This window comes from Microbacterium sp., from assembly GCF_041641055.1.
Lineage (GTDB): Bacteria > Actinomycetota > Actinomycetes > Actinomycetales > Microbacteriaceae > Microbacterium.
Genome location: NZ_JBEPZB010000004.1, coordinates 1 through 17328 on the forward strand (window position 1 = coordinate 1; position 17328 = coordinate 17328).

14 protein-coding genes and 1 tRNA gene are annotated in these 17328 nt (G+C 70.2%); 9 read left to right on the top strand and 6 right to left on the bottom strand.

Features of this window, described 5'->3' with window-relative positions; translation table 11 throughout:
- Positions 1 to 340: 340 nt before the first annotated feature.
- From thrB to lysA, 3 genes are all read right to left on the bottom strand, one after another.
- Positions 341 to 1270 (bottom strand): homoserine kinase, encoded by a 930-nt coding sequence (thrB, locus tag ACESK8_RS03540; protein ID WP_372967291.1) that lies wholly within the window; start codon positions 1268 to 1270, stop codon positions 341 to 343.
- Between the two features lie 2 nt (positions 1271 to 1272).
- Complete coding sequence (locus tag ACESK8_RS03545) at positions 1273 to 2580, bottom strand: homoserine dehydrogenase (protein WP_372967292.1); 1308 nt, start codon at positions 2578 to 2580, stop codon at positions 1273 to 1275.
- 63 nt (positions 2581 to 2643) lie between these two features.
- On the bottom strand, positions 2644 to 4053 hold the full coding sequence (gene lysA, locus ACESK8_RS03550) for a diaminopimelate decarboxylase (protein ID WP_372967293.1): 1410 nt from the start codon (positions 4051 to 4053) through the stop codon (positions 2644 to 2646).
- Between the two features lie 150 nt (positions 4054 to 4203).
- On the opposite strand from lysA, the gene ACESK8_RS03555 reads away from it, so the two are divergent.
- A complete protein-coding gene (locus tag ACESK8_RS03555) occupies positions 4204 to 5259 on the top strand; it encodes a YihY/virulence factor BrkB family protein (RefSeq protein WP_372967294.1) in 1056 nt (351 codons plus the stop codon).
- 4 nt (positions 5260 to 5263) lie between these two features.
- On the opposite strand, the gene ACESK8_RS03560 is transcribed toward ACESK8_RS03555, so the two are convergent.
- Together ACESK8_RS03560 and argS are read right to left on the bottom strand one after the other, a co-directional pair.
- The gene (locus ACESK8_RS03560; RefSeq protein WP_372967295.1) at positions 5264 to 6121 is read right to left on the bottom strand and encodes a DUF2993 domain-containing protein; all 858 of its coding nucleotides are present in this window, start codon (positions 6119 to 6121) and stop codon (positions 5264 to 5266) included.
- 37 nt (positions 6122 to 6158) lie between these two features.
- On the bottom strand, positions 6159 to 7823 hold the full coding sequence (argS, locus tag ACESK8_RS03565) for an arginine--tRNA ligase (protein ID WP_372967296.1): 1665 nt from the start codon (positions 7821 to 7823) through the stop codon (positions 6159 to 6161).
- Between the two features lie 70 nt (positions 7824 to 7893).
- On the opposite strand from argS, the gene ACESK8_RS03570 reads away from it, so the two are divergent.
- On the top strand, positions 7894 to 8703 hold the full coding sequence (locus ACESK8_RS03570) for an SGNH/GDSL hydrolase family protein (RefSeq protein ID WP_372967297.1): 810 nt from the start codon (positions 7894 to 7896) through the stop codon (positions 8701 to 8703).
- A gap of 16 nt (positions 8704 to 8719) precedes the next feature.
- Positions 8720 to 8792: transfer RNA gene (locus ACESK8_RS03575), tRNA-Arg, on the top strand.
- A 64-nt stretch (positions 8793 to 8856) separates the two neighbouring features.
- On the opposite strand, the gene ACESK8_RS03580 is transcribed toward ACESK8_RS03575, so the two are convergent.
- Positions 8857 to 10485 (bottom strand): MFS transporter, encoded by a 1629-nt coding sequence (locus ACESK8_RS03580; protein ID WP_372967298.1) that lies wholly within the window; start codon positions 10483 to 10485, stop codon positions 8857 to 8859.
- Positions 10486 to 10589: 104 nt separating this feature from the next.
- On the opposite strand from ACESK8_RS03580, the gene ACESK8_RS03585 reads away from it, so the two are divergent.
- The 6 genes from ACESK8_RS03585 (at position 10590) to ACESK8_RS03610 (ending at position 17280) form a co-directional block, all read left to right on the top strand.
- The gene (locus ACESK8_RS03585; RefSeq protein WP_372967299.1) at positions 10590 to 11021 is read left to right on the top strand and encodes a MarR family winged helix-turn-helix transcriptional regulator; all 432 of its coding nucleotides are present in this window, start codon (positions 10590 to 10592) and stop codon (positions 11019 to 11021) included.
- Positions 11022 to 11081: 60 nt separating this feature from the next.
- Entirely contained in the window at positions 11082 to 11504 is a 423-nt protein-coding gene (locus ACESK8_RS03590) for an organic hydroperoxide resistance protein (RefSeq protein WP_372967300.1), read from the top strand.
- A gap of 62 nt (positions 11505 to 11566) precedes the next feature.
- Entirely contained in the window at positions 11567 to 12544 is a 978-nt protein-coding gene (locus tag ACESK8_RS03595) for a zinc-binding dehydrogenase (RefSeq protein ID WP_372967301.1), read from the top strand.
- A gap of 99 nt (positions 12545 to 12643) precedes the next feature.
- On the top strand, positions 12644 to 15118 hold the full coding sequence (locus ACESK8_RS03600) for a glycoside hydrolase N-terminal domain-containing protein (protein WP_372967302.1): 2475 nt from the start codon (positions 12644 to 12646) through the stop codon (positions 15116 to 15118).
- The gene (locus tag ACESK8_RS03605; protein ID WP_372967303.1) at positions 15108 to 16091 is read left to right on the top strand and encodes an acetylxylan esterase; all 984 of its coding nucleotides are present in this window, start codon (positions 15108 to 15110) and stop codon (positions 16089 to 16091) included. The genes ACESK8_RS03600 and ACESK8_RS03605 overlap by 11 nt, the downstream gene beginning before the upstream one ends.
- A 22-nt stretch (positions 16092 to 16113) precedes the next feature.
- Complete coding sequence (locus tag ACESK8_RS03610) at positions 16114 to 17280, top strand: ROK family protein (RefSeq protein ID WP_372967304.1); 1167 nt, start codon at positions 16114 to 16116, stop codon at positions 17278 to 17280.
- Positions 17281 to 17328 lie beyond the last annotated feature (48 nt).

Here is a 17328-nt window from a genome sequence, read left to right on the forward strand (position 1 = left end):
GTGCTCGCCCGGCGCGGCGCGCGCTTGCGGGCCGGTGCCACCTCGGTCGCGGCGGTGGCCGCCGCGTCGGAGCTCACGGCCTGTGCCGGAGCTTCAGCGGCAGATGCCGCCTGGTCGTTCTGGGTCTCGGAGAAATTCTCCACGAGTACTCCCTCTTTGGTCTCGGAGACATGAGCGGTACGCGCACAACGGGTGCTGCGCGCGGTCGCACGGGCTGACGCTCGGCGCCAGCCAGCCTCGGCACTGGGTTCTCAGAAAGAACGAGGTTCTCGGAAAGAGCAGTGCCACAGGGGTTTGCGTGCGGGTCTTGCAGAGTTGCAATGGGGCCAGATTCACGCAGTCACGTGGAGCCCTCCGCTCGATCCCCCACTGTACCACCACGGACGTCGACCGCGAGCAGGAGCGCATCCCACGGGGTGTCGGTCGTGGATTCGGCGAGCTCGAAGGCGTCCTGTCGACTGCCGGGACCGTCCGCGAGGACGAGGACGCTCGGGCCTGCCCCCGAGACGACGGCGGCGAAACCGGCGGCGCGCAGCGCCTGCACGAGGCGCTGCGTCTCGGGCATCGCCTCGGCACGGTAGTCCTGGTGGAGCCGGTCGGCCGTGGCGTCGAACAGCAGCTCAGGACTCTGGGTCAGTGCCGCGATGAGGAGCGCGGAGCGCGAGACGTTGAACACCGCATCCGCCGTCGAGACCTGCGGCGGCTGCAGCGAGCGCGCCTTGGAGGTCGACATCGTGTACGAGGGCACCAGCACCAGCGGCGAGACACCGCGGTGCACGAGCAGCTTCTTGTGCTGAGGTCCGCGCTCTCCGACCCACGCGATCGTCAGTCCGCCGAACAGCGCGGGGGCGACGTTGTCGGGATGTCCCTCGATCTCGGTCGCGAGACGCAGCATGTCGGCGTCGCTGATCTCGACATCGCCCTCGAGTAGCCCCTTGGCCGCGAGGATGCCGGCGGCCACCGCCGCGCCGGAGGATCCGAGACCGCGGCCGTGCGGCACGCCGTTCTCCGCGACGATCCGCAGGCCGGGGAGCGGGCGATCGACGTCGGCGTAGACGTGCGCCACCGTGCGGACGATGAGGTTCGATCCGTCGCGCGGGATCTCGTCCGCGCCCGACCCCGAGACCTCGATCTCGAGCTCTCCCGCGGGGAGCTCGGTGACCAGCAGCGTGTCGTAGACGCTGAGCGCGAGGCCGAGCGTGTCGAACCCTGGGCCGAGGTTCGCACTGGTCGCGGGGACCGTGACCTCGACCGAGCGCCCTGCGGCCATCGTCACTCGCCTTCCACGCGCAGCACCGAGACCACGCGCTCGACGACAGCGCTGTCGGCGAGGGCGTCGACGGTGGCGCTGAGAGCCGCATCCGTGGCCCGGTGGGTGCCGATGACGAGTCGCGCGGTCGGCTCCGCCTCGCCTTCGACCGTCTGCACGACGGTGGCCACCGACACATCTCCGTCGCTGAGGATCCCGGCGACCGTGGCGAGGACACCCGGGGCATCCGAGACCTCGAGAGTGATCTGGTAGCGCGTCGTGACATGCCCGATGGGCACGACCGGCAGGTTCGCGCGGGTCGACTCGCCCACGCCCACCCCGCCGGCGATGTGGCGGCGGGCGGCCGACACGACGTCGCCGAGGACAGCGGATGCCGTCTGCACGCCGCCCGCTCCCGCGCCGTAGAACATGAGGGAGCCCGCGGCCTCCGCCTCGACGAACACGGCGTTGTTGGCGCCGTGCACCGAGGCGAGCGGGTGCGACTGCGGCACCAGCGCCGGGTAGACGCGGACCGAGATCGACTCGGCGCCGTTGGCCTCGATGCGCTCGCAGACGGCGAGGAGCTTGATGACGAAGCCGGCCGCACGGGCCTCCTCGATCATCGACGCGGTGATCGAGGTGATGCCCTCGCGGTGCACCGCCTCCAGCGGAACAGCGGTGTGGAAAGCGAGGCTGGCGAGGATCGCCGCCTTCTGCGCGGCGTCATATCCCTCGACGTCCGCGGTGGGGTCGGCCTCCGCATAGCCGAGACGCTGGGCGTCCGCGAGGACGTCGGCGAAGTCCGCCCCCTCGGTGTCCATGCGGTCGAGGATGTAGTTCGTGGTGCCGTTCACGATGCCCATGATGCGCACGACCCGGTCACCGGCGAGCGAGTCGCGCAGCGGACGGATGATCGGGATCGCCCCGGCGGCGGCGGCCTCGTAGTAGACGGACGCGCCCACCCGATCCGCCGCCTCGAAGAGCTCGGGACCGTGGGTGGCGAGCAGGGCCTTGTTGGCCGTGACGACGTCGGCGCCGGAGCCGATCGCCTGCAGGATGCTGGTGCGGGCGGGCTCGATGCCGCCGATCAGCTCGATCACGATGTCGGACCCGAGGATCAGCGACTCGGCATCCGTGGTGAAGAGCTCCTTCGGAAGATCGACGTCGCGCGGAGCGTCGAGGTTCCGCACGGCGATCCCGGCCAGCTCGAGCGAGGCGCCCGCGCGGTCGGCGAGCTCGTCGCCGTGGCGCAGCAGGAGGTCGGCCACCTGCGAGCCGACCGCGCCGGCGCCCAGGAGCGCCACCCGAAGTCGTCGATACTCAGTCGTCATTGCTACTCCTTAGGAGGGTGGTCGGTGGTGGATCGTGAGGAGCCGCGCGGTCGGCGGCTCCGCTCAGCGGTCGATCCCGGTGGCCTCGATGCCGGCATCCCGCGCGAGGACGTCTGCGATGGTCTCGCCGCGGACGATGACCGACGACCTCCCGTCGCGCACGGCGACGATCGGAGGACGAGGGACGTGGTTGTAGTTGCTCGCCAGCGGCGCGCAGTAGGCGCCGGTGGCGGGGACCGCCAGCAGGTCGCCGGGCGAGACGTCGGCGGGAAGGAACTCGTGGTCCACGACGATGTCGCCGGACTCGCAGTGCTTGCCCACGACGCGGCTGAGTCGAGCTTCGCCCACCCCGGCGCGCGAGGCGAGCCGGGCGGAGAACTGGGCGCCGTAGAGCGCGGGGCGCGCGTTGTCGCTCATCCCGCCGTCGACGCTGATGTACCGACGGCTGGTGCCGGCGTCGAGCGAGACGTCCTTGGTGGTGCCCACCTCGTAGAGCGTCACCCCGGCGGTGCCGACGATCGCCCGACCCGGCTCGAACGAGAGGGCGGGGACGGCGATCCCGCGTGCCTCGCATCCCTCGGCGACCGCATCGACGATCTCGGCCGCCAGGGTCTCGATCGGCGTGGGGTCGTCGACACTGGTGTACGCGATCCCGAACCCCCCGCCGAGGTTGAGCTGCGGCACGGGTCCGTCTTCGAGCAGCGTGGCGTGGAGCTCCAGCACCCGCGCGGCGGACTCCCGGAATCCGGCGACGCCGAAGATCTGCGACCCGATGTGGCAGTGCAGACCGGCGAACTCGATGCCGGGGATCTCGCGGATGCGGGCGACCGCCTGCTCCGCCTCGGCGAGCGGGAATCCGAACTTCTGATCCTCGTGCGCGGTCGCGAGGAAGTCGTGGGTCTCGGCATGCACGCCGCTGATCACACGGACCAGCACGCGCTGGACGGTACCCGTCCGCGCGGTGATCGCCGCGAGCCGCTCGATCTCGATCGCACTGTCGACGATGATCGTGCCGATGCCGACGTCGACGGCCCGCTCGAGCTCGGCGACGGACTTGTTGTTGCCGTGGAATCCGAGGGAGGCCGGTGCGACGCCGGCGGCGAGGGCGACCTCGAGCTCGCCCCCCGTGCACACGTCGATGCGGAGCCCCTCGTCGATGACCCAGCGGGCCACGGTGGTGGTGAGCAGCGCCTTACCGGCGTAGTAGACCTGCGCGGTCGTGCCGTGGTCGGCCGCTGCGGCGTCGAACGCGAGGCGGAAGGCCCTGGCGCGTGAGCGCACCTCGTCCTCGTCAACGACGAGCAGCGGAGTGCCGTAGGTCTGCGCGAGCACGGTCGCGGGGATCCCGGCCAGCTGGACGACTCCGTCCGCGTCGCGAGCGGCGGATGCCGGCCAGACGGCACTCGGGAGGTCGTTCACGTCGTCGGGCACGACGAGCCATTCCGGGGCGAGCGAATCGGCAGGGGAAAGCAAGGATCACCAATCGTGGGACGGGTCTCGGGCGGGCGGGCGCACTGCGAGGTTGCCCCCGATTCTAGGGCACCGCCCATGCCGCATCCGTCATGGTGACACCCCGCGTCAACCCCCTGCGACCACGTCGGCGCCCCTCCTAAGGTGGTGAGCGTGAGCACCGAATCCGCAGCATCCGAAGCCCGCCGGCCAGGTCCGATCCCGCGCGCCGTCGCCGCGGTGATCCGCTGGGCTCTCAGGCTGCGCCCCGTGCGCGCCTTCCTGCTGTACTCGGAACGCCGAGGCGCCATGCTGGCCGACAGCGTGACCTATCGCGCCCTGTTCAGCGTCTTCGCTGCCGTGCTGCTCGGCTTCTCGGTCGCGGCCCTCTGGCTGGCCGGGAACCCCGAGGCCTGGGGCGCGATCATCGACGCCGTGCAGTCCGTCGTCCCCGGCCTCATCGGCGAGAACGGCGTGGTCGACCCTGCCGACCTCCGCGAGCCTCTCTCCCTCTCTATCGCGGGTGCCGTCTCGACCGTCGCGCTGATCGGCTCCGCCCTCGGCGCCGTCGGTTCGCTGCGCACCGCGGTGCGGGTCCTGGCCGGGACCGCCCACGACGACGTCCTGTTCATCTGGGTGCTGCTGCGCAACCTCCTGCTCGCCGCAGGGGTCGCCGCCCTGTTCGTCGCCGCAGCTGCCGTCACCTTCATCGGCAGGCTCGGGATCAGCTGGGTCAGCGGACTGCTCGGCATCCCGGAGGACTCCCCCGTCGCCACCTGGAGCCTGCGCATCATCTCGCTGCTGGTGGTGCTTGCTCTGGACACGGTGCTGATCGCCGGGGTGTTCCGCCTGCTCTCGGGCGTGCACGCCTCCGCGCGCTCACTGTGGATCGGGGCCCTCGTGGGCGGCATCGGGCTCCTCGTGCTGCAGGAGCTCTCCGGCCTCTTCATCGGCGGCGCGACGAGCAACCCGCTTCTCGCCTCGTTCGCCTCGCTGCTCGCACTGCTGATCTGGTTGAACCTGTCGACCCAGGTGATCCTGATCGCGTGCGCCTACATCGTCACCTCCGAGGAGGAGCGTCACGACCGGGTGCACGCCCGCTTCGGTGCGGCGACCTTCGAGCAGCGCCGGGTGCAGCGCGCCGAGGCCGAGGTGACACTCGCGACCTCCGAGCTCAGGGCCGCGCAGGAAGCCGAGCGCGAGGCGCGTGCGAAGGTGTCCGCGGACTGACCGCTCAGCTCTGCGGGCAGACGCCCTTCTCCAGCAGGGTCTGATCCGTGGCGATCGCGCCGTCGACGTCCACGTCGATCACCGCATCCGAGCCCTCGATCTCGAGCCCGGTGAGCGTGATCCCGGCCGGCAGCTGGTCGGCGATGCAGATGCGCTGCGTCTCGGTGAGGCGTCCGCCCAGCGCTCCGAGCGACGAGCCGACCTGATCCGCGTCGACCTCCAGTCCGCCGATGGTCAGACCGACAGGCGTGAGCTCGAGATCGCCTTCGACCACGCCCGGCGTCACGGTCAGCGAGATCGGGATCGCGATACCGAGCACGGTCACCGAACCCGCGACCGTCGCGTTCGGAGACTCCAGCGTCACCGTCTCGATCGGGAGCTCGGTGCCCTCCAGCAGCGTGGTGAACTGCGACTCGTCGATCCGGATGGTGCCGGATGCGCCGCGCAGGTCGCCGCCCCGCAGCGGGACACCGGTCGCGGTGACGTCGACCGCACCCGTGATCCCCTCCAGCGTCACCGAGTCCGTCGACAGGTGCAGGGTGTCGAGGGTGCCCCCGATCAGCTGCGGGATGAGGATGCCGTCGGCTTCGACGTCGAGCTCCTGATCTGCCGGCAGGTCGAGCTGGTCGATGACGATGGAGCGCACGACACCGGGGAGGATCGAGCGGACGACGAGCTCCGCCGCGACCGCGAGCAGCGCGAGGACCACCACGACGATCAGCAGGACCCACGGCCACCGCGTGCGTCGGCGCTTCGCCGGAGCGGCCGCGACCGCATCCTCGCCCTTCCCACCCGGGATCACGAGCGTCGGATGCTCGGAATCGCCGGCCGGATACGGGAGGGTGTGGTTGTCGTCGCTCATGCTGCCATCCTGCCCTACAGCTCGGACGACAGCCGGGTCACATGCGCTCGGGAGCGGACACGCCGAGCAGATCGAGACCGTTCCGGAATACCTGCCCTGCGGCGTCGTTGAGCCACAATCGCGTGCGGTGCACCGTCTCGATCGGGTCGTCGCCCTGCGGGATCACACGGCAGTTGTCGTACCAGCGGTGATACAGGCCGGCGAGTTCCTCGAGGTAACGGGCGACGCGGTGCGGCTCGCGCACCTCGGCGGCGAAGGCGACGATGCGAGGGAACTCCTGCAGGGCGCCCAGCAGGGCGGCCTCGGTCTCGTGCGTCAGCGTCTCGGGTGCGAACTCCGAGCGGTCGACTCCGGAATCGGCGGCGTTGCGGGCGACGTTGTGCGTGCGGGCATGCGCGTACTGCACGTAGAAGACCGGGTTGTCGTTCGTCCGCTTCTGCAGGACGTCGAGGTCGATGTCGAGGTTCGAGTCGGTCGAGCTCCGCGTCAGGGCGTACCGTGCCGCATCCACGCCGACGATCTCGACCAGGTCCTCGAGGGTGACGACGGTGCCCGCGCGCTTCGACATGCGCATCGGCTGGCCGTCGCGCACAAGGTTGACCATCTGCCCGATGAGGATCTGCAGGTTGACGTTCGGCTCGTCACCGAAGGCGGCGCACATCGCCATGAGCCGCTGCACGTAGCCGTGGTGATCGGCACCGAGCATGATGATGCACCGGTTGAAGCCGCGCTCGCGCTTGTTCAGGTAGTAGGCGAGGTCGCCGGAGATGTAGGCGGGCTGTCCGTCGGACTTCACCACGACCCGGTCCTTGTCATCTCCGAACTCGGTCGTGCGCAGCCAGAGCGCACCGTCCGCCTCGAACATGTGGCCGAGCTCCTGCAGCCGCGAGATCGCGCGTTCGACGGCACCCGACTCGTGCAGATCGTTCTCGTGGAAGTACACGTCGAAGTCCACGCCGAACTCGTGCAGGCTCGCCTTGATCTCGTCGAACATCAGGTTCACGCCGTGCGCGCGGAAGGCTTCCTGCAGGTCCTCCGGCGAGAGTGCCGAGAGGTCTCCGTCGTAGGCGAGCTCGACGCGCTTGGCGATGTCGAGGATGTATCCGCCGCCGTAGCCGTCGTCCGGAGTCGGCTCGCCCAGGTGAGCGGCGACGAGGCTGCGGGCGAAGCGATCGATCTGCCCGCCGTGGTCGTTGAAGTAGTACTCCCTGGTGACCTTCGCTCCCTGCGCGGTGAGCATGCGCGCGAGCGAGTCGCCGACCGCGGCCCAGCGGGTACCGCCGAGGTGGATGGGGCCGGTCGGGTTCGCGGACACGAACTCGAGGTTGATCGTCTCGTCCGCACGGGAGTCGTTGGTCCCGTAGGCCGATCCCGCGTCGACGATCAGCTTCGCCAGGGCGCCGGCGGCTGCGGCATCGAGGCGGATGTTGATGAACCCGGGTCCTGCGACCTCGGCGTTCTGCACACCGTCGACCTCTGCGAGGCCATCGGCGATCTGCTGCGCCAGCTCGCGGGGGTTCGTCGCGAACTGCTTCGCGAGACGCATCGCGATGTTCGACGCCCAGTCGCCGTGGTCCCGGTTGCGCGGACGCTCGAACACGATGTCGGATGCGGTGAGCGTGAACGGCTCGCCGGGACGTCGTTCCTCGGCGATCGGTGCGAGGACGGCGAGGAGGGCTTCGGCGAGCGTTTCAGGGTTCATAGACCACCCAGTTTACGGCGGGTCGGGCCGCCGAATTTGCGCAGGCGGTTTCGTGATCTACAGTCATGCCATGAAGGCCGCGTCCACCCGTCACCGTCTGCCCGTCGCGGGTCTCGTCGTCGCCGTCGTCCTGGCGGTCGCCGCGGTGGTCCTCGGCGTGTGGCGTCCGTGGGTCCCGGTGCCCTCGACCGCCCCGGTCGGAGCTGCCGCGACGGATGAGGAAGCGGTCGCGATCGCGCCGGTCCCGCTGCTCCTTCCCGAGCATCCGACCGTGCTGGTCTTCGGCGATTCCTGGACCTACGGCTCGGCGGCCACCGAGCCGACGCAGGGGTACGCATATGTGCTCGCCGACCTTCTGGCAGGCGAGACGATCGTGAACGGCGTCCGCGGCAGCGGGTACCTGAAGCCCGGCCTGGACGGTCCCGCGTTCGGAGAGCGCATCGCCGCCCTGGATCCGGCCCTCTCCCCCGACCTGATCATCATGCAGGGGTCGATCAACGACCGCGCCCAGGGCGAGGCCGGCTACCGCGAGGCGGTCGCCGCGGCGTGGGATGCGATGTCCGCGAAGTACCCGGAGGCGACGATCGTCATCCTCGGCCCTGCACCGCACGAGCTGCCGGTGGGAGCGGAGACCGCACGCATCGACACCGACCTCGGTGCACTCGCCGCAGCCCGGGGCTGGTGGTACATCTCCCCCATCGCTCAGGACTGGATCACCGACCAGAACTATCTCGCCGTCATCGACGTGGAGGTCGGGCGCAAGCATCCCTCCACCGACGGCCACCGCTACCTGGCCGAGAAGCTGGCCGCCGCGCTCGCGGAACTCGGCGACGCGCCGGTCACCGAGGCCGGTGGGTCGGAGACCACCCCCGAGCAGTGATATTGTCGATCGGTACGCCTCCGTAGCTCAGTGGATAGAGCGCCGGTTTCCGGTACCGTAGGTCGCAGGTTCGACTCCTGTCGGGGGCACACACAACCGCACGCACGAAACCCCCGCCTGTCTCAGGCGGGGGTTTCGTGCGTCCGGTGCGCGCTACGAGCGGTCCGGTTCGGCGTGCGCTTCCACCTCGTCCGCGTCCTCGGACTCTCGGGTCCGCCCGGAGCCCGATCCGAGCGAGATCGTCGACAGCAGTCCCAGCGCCAGGAAGCCCGCGGCCGTCCACGCGGCGAACCGCGTGCCGTCCGAGAACGCCGCCTTCGCGTCGTCCGCGATCGCGGCGGTGTCCGGGTCCGTCTCGAGCCCGCTGATCGCCGCGCCCGCGCTGTCGACGACGGCCGACACGATCTGATCGCGCTGCTCATCCGGGACGCCACGCGCGTCGAGGGAGGACGCGAGGATGCCGGCTGTGCTGGTGAACAGCACGGTGCCGAGCACGGCCACGCCGAGTGCCGCGCCGAGCTGGCGCGACGTCGACTGCGTGCCGGAGGCTGCACCGCTGTCGGCGACCGGGACATCGGCGAGGACGACTCCGGTGAGCTGCGCGGTCGCGAGTCCGACGCCCAGGCCGTAGACGAAGAGGAACGGGATGAGCGGCACCCACGATGCGTCCGGCGCGATGACGAAGCCCACCCCGGCGACACCGACGACCTCGGCGATGAGTCCGGCGCGCACGACCCAGACCGGAGCGATCCTGCCGCTCGCCGCGCCCGCCGCGCCGCTCGCGACGAACGAGCCTCCCGCCAGAGCGAGCAGCAGCAGCCCGGTCTGCAGCGCGTCGAAGCCGAGCACGAACTGCAGCCACAGCGGCAGCGCCAGGATGACTCCGAACTCGCCGAGGGAGACCACGGTCGCCGCGATGTTGCCGTTGCGGAACGACGGGATGGAGAACAGACGCAGAGCCAGCAGGGTCGATCGACCTTGGCGCTCGCGGCGTACGCCCCAGGCGATGAACGCGGCGAGCGCCACCAGGGCGAGCGCGAACGCGAACGGGATGGGCGAGAGGTCGAACGGCCAGCTCCAGTCGCCGATCTGCGGGCGCTGATCGACCAGCCACCACCCGTAGGTGCGTCCCTCGATCAGTCCGAAGACGAGGCTCGCCATCGTGACGACCGACAGCACCGCCCCGACCACGTCGATCCGAGATGTCCGGTCGCTGCGCGACTCCGCGACGGTGAGCAGCACGCCGATGATGATGAGGATGCCGAGCGGGATGTTGATGCCGAAGGCCCACCGCCACGAGAAGGCCGTCGTCAGCCAGCCGCCGAGAAGCGGGCCGAGTGCGGCCATACCGCCGATGGTCGACCCCCAGACGGCGAATGCGATGCCGCGCTCGCGCCCCCGGAAGGTCGCATTGATGATCGAGAGGGTGGTCGGCAGGATCATCGAGCCGCCCACTCCCTGCGCGAGGCGGGCGAGGATCAGCATCCCGCCATCCGGAGCGGATGCGGCGAGCACCGAGGATGCTGCGAAGATCACGACGCCGATCAGCATCACCCGTCGCCGGCCGAACCGGTCGGCCAGGCTGCCGAACACGAGCAGCAACGCGGCGAAGATCAGCGTGTAGGCCTCCTGCACCCACTGCACCTCGGTCGAGGTGATGCCGAGGTCGTCGACGATCGCCGGGATCGCGACGTTCACGATCGTCGAGTCGACGATGATCAGCGAGACCGCGATGCTGATGAAGACGAGGCCGACCCAGCGCAGCCGAATGTACCGTTCCATGACTACTAGCTTAGCTAGCTAAATCGCTCCGCGGGGTGGAATGCCTTCCGCGACGCGTGATCGATTGGGTTGTGCACAATTCAATCGCGTGCAATACTCAGGGAATGGCCGTGACCGATGAGATGGTGTGCTTCTCGCTGTATTCCGCCGCCCGCGCGACGACGCAGGCGTACCGCACACTCCTGGCGCCGTGGGGCCTCACGTATCCGCAGTACCTCGTCCTCGCGATCCTCTGGATGGAGGGCGAGCAGACGATCGGCTCGCTCGGCGACGCGATGCAGCTGGACTCCGGCACCCTCTCGCCCCTCGTGCGCCGTCTCGAGCAGGCGGGCTTCGTGGCGCGCGCCCGCAGCACGGCGGACGAGCGCGTCGTCACCGTGGGCTTGACCGACGCGGGTACCGCGCTGCGCGCCGAGGTCGCGCCGGTGCACACCAAGATCGCCGCGCTCGCAGGCATGCAGGACGACGACGAGCGGCGCCGCCTGATCACCGAGCTGCAGGAGCTGACCGCCCGACTGCAGCGCGCCGACCACTGACATCCCGGACTCACTGACACCCCGAACTCACTGACACCCCGAACGGAAGGAATCCACACGATGGATGCTCTCTACACCGCTGAAGCACTCGCCACCGGAGCGGGCCGGAACGGCCGCGTCGCCACGAGCGACACGCGCCTCGACCTCGACCTCGCCATCCCGAAGGAGATGGGAGGAAGCGGCGACGGCGCGAACCCCGAGCAGCTGTTCGCCGCCGGCTACGCCGCGTGCTTCCACTCCGCGCTGCAGACCGTCGCACGCTCTCAGAAGGTGAAGATCACGGACTCCTCGGTCGGAGCCCGCGTGCAGATCGGCTCGAACGGCGATGGCGGTTTCGGTCTCGCGGTGCAGCTCGAGGTCGTCATCCCCGACCTGCCCCACGATCAGGCCCAGGCTCTCGCTGACGCGGCGCACCAGGTCTGCCCGTACTCCAATGCGACCAGGGGCAACATCGAGGTCGAGATCACCGTCACCGACGACTGATCGAACACCGACCCTCCGCACGACCCACAGACCGATCCCCGACAATCCCACAAGGAGCCACCATGCGCGCACTCACCCACGACACGTTCGGCGAACCCGAGCAGGTACTGAGCCTGACCGAGCGCCCCACCCCGAACCCCGGCCCCGGCCAGGTCCGTCTGCGGATCGTGCTGTCACCGATCCACAACCACGACCTGTGGACGATCCGCGGCACGTACGGCTTCAAGCCGGAGCTCCCCGCGGCATCCGGCACCGAGGCGCTCGGCGTGGTCGACGCGCTCGGTGAGGGCGTCGACCACCTCGCCGTCGGACAGCGCGTCGCGACCGGCGGCACCTTCGGCGCCTGGGCGGAGTACGTCGTGGCACCTGCCGCCGGCCTCATCCCCGTGCCCGACGCGCTCAGCGACGAGAGTGCCGCACAGCTCGTCTCGATGCCGTTCAGCACCATCAGCCTGCTGCAGTTCCTCGGAGCCCAGAAGGGCGACTGGATCGTCCAGAACGCCGCCAACGGCGCGGTGGGCCGTATGCTGGCCCAGCTCGGTGCCGCTCGTGGCATCAACGTCATCGGGCTCGTCCGACGCTCGGCCGGAGTCGACGAACTGCGTGAGCAGGGCATCGAGAAGGTGGTCTCCACGGATGCGGACGACTGGCGCGAGCAGGTCGCCGAGATCACAGACGGCGCGCACGTCGCCTTCGGCATCGACTCGGTGGGCGGCAGCTCTGCGGGTGACGTCCTCTCCCTCCTCGGCGAGGGCGGGACCCTCGTCGCGTTCGGCGCCATGAACTCCCCCACCATGGAGATCGCCTCGGGAGACGTGATCTTCAAGCAGGCCACCGTCAAGGGCTTCTGGGGCAGCAAGGTCATCCAGACCATGGATGCCGAGACGCGAGGCGCGCTCTTCGGCGAGCTGATCCAGCGCGTCACCGACGGCACGCTGACCCTCCCCGTCGCCGGGATCTTCGACGCCGCCGATGCCGCGGATGCGGTGCGCGCGAGCAACACCGCCGGTCGCGTCGGCAAGGTGCTCCTGCGCTTCTGACCCCACGGCACGCAGGGTGCCGGTATTTACTTGACAGCGGCAATTAATGCCGCCTACGCTGACGGTGACATCGAGATCGATCGAACACACCGGAGTGCGATGACCGACACCCTGCGCCTGACCTGGGATGCCCCCGCCACCCACTGGGAGGAGGCGACGCCCCTCGGCAACGGTCGGATCGGAGCCATGGCCTTCGGCGGACCGGACGGCCACTACCAGCTCAACGACTCGACGATCTGGTCGGGCACGCCGGACGGTCCCGGCAGAGCGCTGCGGAAGGTGCGCGCCGGCGGCGCCGGACCCGAACGTCTGCAGCGAGTGCGTGAAGCGCTCGCGATCGGCGACGTGCGCGGCGCCGAAGACCTCCTGATGGCGTTCGAGGGACCCTACTCGCAGGAGTACCTGCCCCTCGCCGACCTGCATGTCCGCATCGACGGAGCGGAGGTGCTCCCCGTCGGGGACGAGCCCGCGCGGACCCTCGACCTGGATCAGGCGACGCTGACCGAGAGCCTCGCTCTCCCCGGCGGTCGCCTCACTCGGCGGTCGTGGGTCTCCGCACCGGCGGGCGCCCTGCTCATCGAGCTCTCCTCCGACGTCGAGTTCGACGCATCGATCGCGCTCGACACTCCCCTCCGCGGCCAGGCCTCCGCCCACGTCGACGGGCTGCTCCTCGACGTGCAGGCGCCCATCGACGGCGCGCCCCTGCACGAGGAGACCACGGACCCCCTGCGCTATGCGGCAGATGATCATGCCTCAGAGGACCGTGCCTCAGAGGACCATGCCGCAGAGGACACGGAGTTCGATGCCTATGCGGCCGTCTCGGTCGCCATCGATTCCGACGGCGAGGTGCGACCGATCGACGGTCGCCTCGTCGTCCGCAAGGCTCGTCGCCTGCTGATCGCCCTGTCCACATCGTCGCGCGCCGGGTCGTGGTGGGCCGACGCCGACGGGGACTGGCGGACCGCCTCACGCGAGGCGATCCGGGATCGCGCACGAGAGAGAGCGGATGCCGCGGCTCGCCGCGATGCCCTCGCCCTCCTCGCCGAGCACGTCGCCGACCGGCGGCGCACCACTCGGGCGCGGTTCGCGATCGGCAGTCGGCGCGACGGCACCTGGAGTGTCGACCGCGATGTGCTGCACGGGCCGGATCCGCTCCTGCGCGCGACCGTCGCCGCCGAGTACGGCATGTACCTGCTCGCCTCCAGCTCCCGAGCGGGAAGTCCCCCGGCGAACCTGCAGGGCATCTGGAACGACCAGCTGCAGCCGGCATGGTCGTCGAACTACACGATCAACATCAACACCGAGATGAACTACTGGGCGGCTCCCGTGCTGCTCGGCCCGGACGTCATCGAACCGCTTCTCGCCCTGGTCGAACGTCTCGCCGCGACCGGCACCGACACCGCGCGAGAGCTGTACGGAACCCGGGGCTGGGTCGCCCACCACAACACCGACGTCTGGGGCTGGACGCTCCCTGTCGGGGACGGCCATGGCGCCGCGAGCTGGGCGATCTGGATGATGGGCGGCGTCTGGCTCACCCACAACCTCTGGGACGCCTACGAGTTCACCGGCGACCGCGTGCTGCTGCGCGAGCGCATCTGGCCCGTGATGCGCGGAGCGGTGGAGTTCTGCCTCGACTGGCTGACCCCCGATGCCGACGGGATGCTGCGCACCTCGCCCTCGACCGCGCCGGAGAACTCGTACGTCGCCGCCGACGGCAGCCCGACTGCTCTCGGGCTGACTGCGACGTCGGACCTCAGCCTGATCGGCTCGCTGTTCGAACGCGCCCTCGTCGCGATCGACGACCTCGGCCTCGACGATGCCCTCGAGGCGGAGATCCGTGACGCCCTGGCGGCCCTCGCGCCGCTGCAGGTCGGCTCGGACGGGCGACTGCTCGAATGGTCGGCCGAGGTCGAGGAGCACGAGCCCCTGCACCGCCACCTCTCGCCGGTCGTGGGGTTGTTCCCGCTCGACACGGTGACTCCCGAGCGGACCCCCGAGCTGTTCGACGCCTCGATCCGTCTGATCGATGCCCGCGGACCCGGTGCCATGGGGTGGTCGTGGGCCTGGAAGATCGCCCTGCGCGCCAGGGCCAGGCAGGGCGAGATCGCCGCCTCCCTGCTGGAGGAGGCTCTGACCCCCTTCGACGGAGACGCCACCAGACACGGCCCGGTCGACGGCTCCGAATGGGGCGGGCTCCTGCCGAACCTGTTCAGCACTCATCCGCCGTTCCAGATCGACGGCAACCTCGGCTTCCCCGCTGCGATCACCGAGATGCTCGTCCAGAGCCACGGCGGTCGCGTGCGGCTGCTGCCGGCGCTGCCGTCGTCGTGGAGTCACGGCGAGGTGCACGGCATCGGCATCCGCCCCGGCCTGCTGCTCGATCTCACCTGGCGAGAGGGGCGAGTCACGGGCGGCGCGCTGCACAACCCGGGCGCCGAGGACCGCACGGTGATGCTCTCGGACGGCGACCGAGACATCGCGGTGGTGCTCCCGGCATCCGCCTCCGTCGATCTGGCGGACTACGCGAGGCTCCGCTCCGACGTGGCGGGGCGGGAGGGATCGCATGCGCGGTGAGACGTCGATCGTCGACATGCCGACGACCCAGTCCGAGCCCGAGGACTTCGACGAGTTCTGGCGCGACACGATCGCCCGCACCAGGAGCTTCCCTCTCGACCTCACCGTCACCCCGTACCCGACGCGCCTCACGCGGATCGATGTGTTCGACGTGTCGTTCCGCGGTTTCGGGGGCACGCCGATCCACGCGTGGCTGCGCGTGCCGCACGGCGTGACCGAGCCGCTTCCCGGACTCGTGCAGTTCTTCGGCTATGGGAACGGTCGAGGGCACGCCCTCCGAGATCTGCGCTGGGCGGCGGCCGGCTACGCCCACCTCGTGGTCGACGCCCGCGGCCAGGGGCACGGCGACACGGATGACGACCACGCCGACGGCGGTCCCTCCGCCGGAGGCTTCCTCACCCGCGGCATCCGCTCGCCCGAGGAGTACTACTACCGCCGCGTCTACGCCGATGCGGTGCGCGCGGTCGACGCGCTCCGCACCCTGGACCTCGTGGACCCCACGAGGGTCGGCGCCGTGGGCGCGAGCCAGGGCGGCGGCATCGCGCTCGCGATCGCCGGTCTCGTCCCCGACCTCGCAGCGGTCATCGTGCAGGCCCCGTTCCTGTGCGAGCTGGATCGAGCCGCGACGCTGAGCGGCGAGCATCCGTACTCGCTCCTCACCCAGTACTTCGCGGACCGCCGCGGCGACGTCCGCGCGGCGCTCGACACGCTGCGCTACTTCGACGGCGTGAACCACGCGAAGAGGGCGACCGCCCCTGCGCTGCTCAGCACCGGGATGCTCGACGGCATCGCTCCGCCCGCGACCGTGCTGCCCGCCTTCACCACGTACGGTGGCGAGAAGACTGTGGTGCTGTGGCCGTACAACGGCCACGAAGCCGGCGGAGACCTCGACGAGGAGAACGCGCTCGAGTTCGCGGCCACACACCTCGCCGCGCGGACGAAGTCCCGTTCGGCGGCGGATTCGCTACGATAGCCGACACGACTCGAAGGACCCGATGGACCACGACACCGCCTCGCGCACCACCCTCATCCGCTCAGCGTCCGACGCCGGGTCGAGGGTCTTCGAGACGATCCTGACGCGCAGCCCCATCAGCCGCATCGACATCGCCCGCCAGACCGGTCTGTCGCAGGCAGCGGTCACCAAGGCGGTCGCCCCTCTGGTCGCCGCCGGCCTCGTCGACGCGCCGCCGGCCTCGCATCGCGACGGCACCCCCGGACGCCCCGTGAGCCCCGTGTCGATCGTGCTCGAGGCAATGGTCATGATCGGGGTCAAGGTCAATGTCGACGAGATCATCGCCGTCGCGACGGATCTGGGGACGACCGTGCTCGCGAGTGAGCGACGCGCGCTCTCCTCCGACGACCCCCATTCGGTGATCGAGTCCATCACCGAGATCGTCGAGGACCTGCGCACGGCGCTGGGCGACAGCGCGTCGGCGATCGCGGGTGTCGGAGTCGCCGTCTCGGGCGACGTGGACAGCTCCACCGGGGTCGTCCGCGAGTCCAACATCATGGGCTGGGCCGATGTCCCCCTCGGCGACCTGCTGCAGGAGCGCCTCCCCTGGCCCGTCACGCTGGAGAACGACGTGCACGCCCTCACGATCGGCGAGCACTGGTTCGGAGTCGGTCTCGGCACCGCCTCGTTCGCCATCGTCACCATCGGGCGCGGGATCGGAAGCGGCCTGCACCTCAACGGCGAGGTCGTCAGCGGCGCGTTCGGCGTCGCCGGCGAGATCGGCCACCTCCCCCTGGCGGATCCGACGCTGGTCTGCCCGTGCGGACGCCGCGGCTGCGTCGAGGCCGCCGCCTCGACGGGGGCGATCGAGACCGCCGTCTCAACGGCGCTGGGCCGCACGGTCACCATCGACGAGGCCGTCGCGCTCGCTCACGCCGGCGACCCGGATGCCGACGGTGCGTTCCGCGAGGCCGCCAGGCTCATCGGCACCGCCATCGCCACGCTCGTCAACCTCACCGGTCCCGAGGTCGTCATCATCGGCGGTGAGGGCGTCTCGGACTTCGACCTGTTCGAGAAGACGCTGCGCGACGCCTTCGAGGCGCACGCCTTCGGTGCCGCCGTCCGATGCCGCATCCTCACGCGTCCGCACACCTTCGAGGACTGGGCCAGGGGCGCATCCGCCGCCGCGATCCAGTCCCTCGTGCGCTGACCTTTCGGACTGCGCTGAAGAAGGGGACGGATGCCACGGCATCCGTCC

What these genes read in the sequence shown, in the direction of transcription:
- thrB (WP_372967291.1), bottom strand. Translation starts at nt 1,270, where the DNA reads ATGGCCGCAGGGCGCTCGGTCGAGGTCACGGTCCCCGCGACCAGTGCG.
- ACESK8_RS03545 (WP_372967292.1), bottom strand. Translation starts at nt 2,580, where the DNA reads ATGACGACTGAGTATCGACGACTTCGGGTGGCGCTCCTGGGCGCCGGC.
- ACESK8_RS03560 (WP_372967295.1), bottom strand. Translation starts at nt 6,121, where the DNA reads ATGAGCGACGACAACCACACCCTCCCGTATCCGGCCGGCGATTCCGAG.
- argS (WP_372967296.1), bottom strand. Translation starts at nt 7,823, where the DNA reads ATGAACCCTGAAACGCTCGCCGAAGCCCTCCTCGCCGTCCTCGCACCG.
- ACESK8_RS03570 (WP_372967297.1), top strand. Translation starts at nt 7,894, where the DNA reads ATGAAGGCCGCGTCCACCCGTCACCGTCTGCCCGTCGCGGGTCTCGTC.
- ACESK8_RS03580 (WP_372967298.1), bottom strand. Translation starts at nt 10,485, where the DNA reads ATGGAACGGTACATTCGGCTGCGCTGGGTCGGCCTCGTCTTCATCAGC.
- ACESK8_RS03585 (WP_372967299.1), top strand. Translation starts at nt 10,590, where the DNA reads ATGGCCGTGACCGATGAGATGGTGTGCTTCTCGCTGTATTCCGCCGCC.
- ACESK8_RS03590 (WP_372967300.1), top strand. Translation starts at nt 11,082, where the DNA reads ATGGATGCTCTCTACACCGCTGAAGCACTCGCCACCGGAGCGGGCCGG.
- ACESK8_RS03595 (WP_372967301.1), top strand. Translation starts at nt 11,567, where the DNA reads ATGCGCGCACTCACCCACGACACGTTCGGCGAACCCGAGCAGGTACTG.
- ACESK8_RS03600 (WP_372967302.1), top strand. Translation starts at nt 12,644, where the DNA reads ATGACCGACACCCTGCGCCTGACCTGGGATGCCCCCGCCACCCACTGG.
- ACESK8_RS03605 (WP_372967303.1), top strand. Translation starts at nt 15,108, where the DNA reads ATGCGCGGTGAGACGTCGATCGTCGACATGCCGACGACCCAGTCCGAG.
- ACESK8_RS03610 (WP_372967304.1), top strand. Translation starts at nt 16,114, where the DNA reads ATGGACCACGACACCGCCTCGCGCACCACCCTCATCCGCTCAGCGTCC.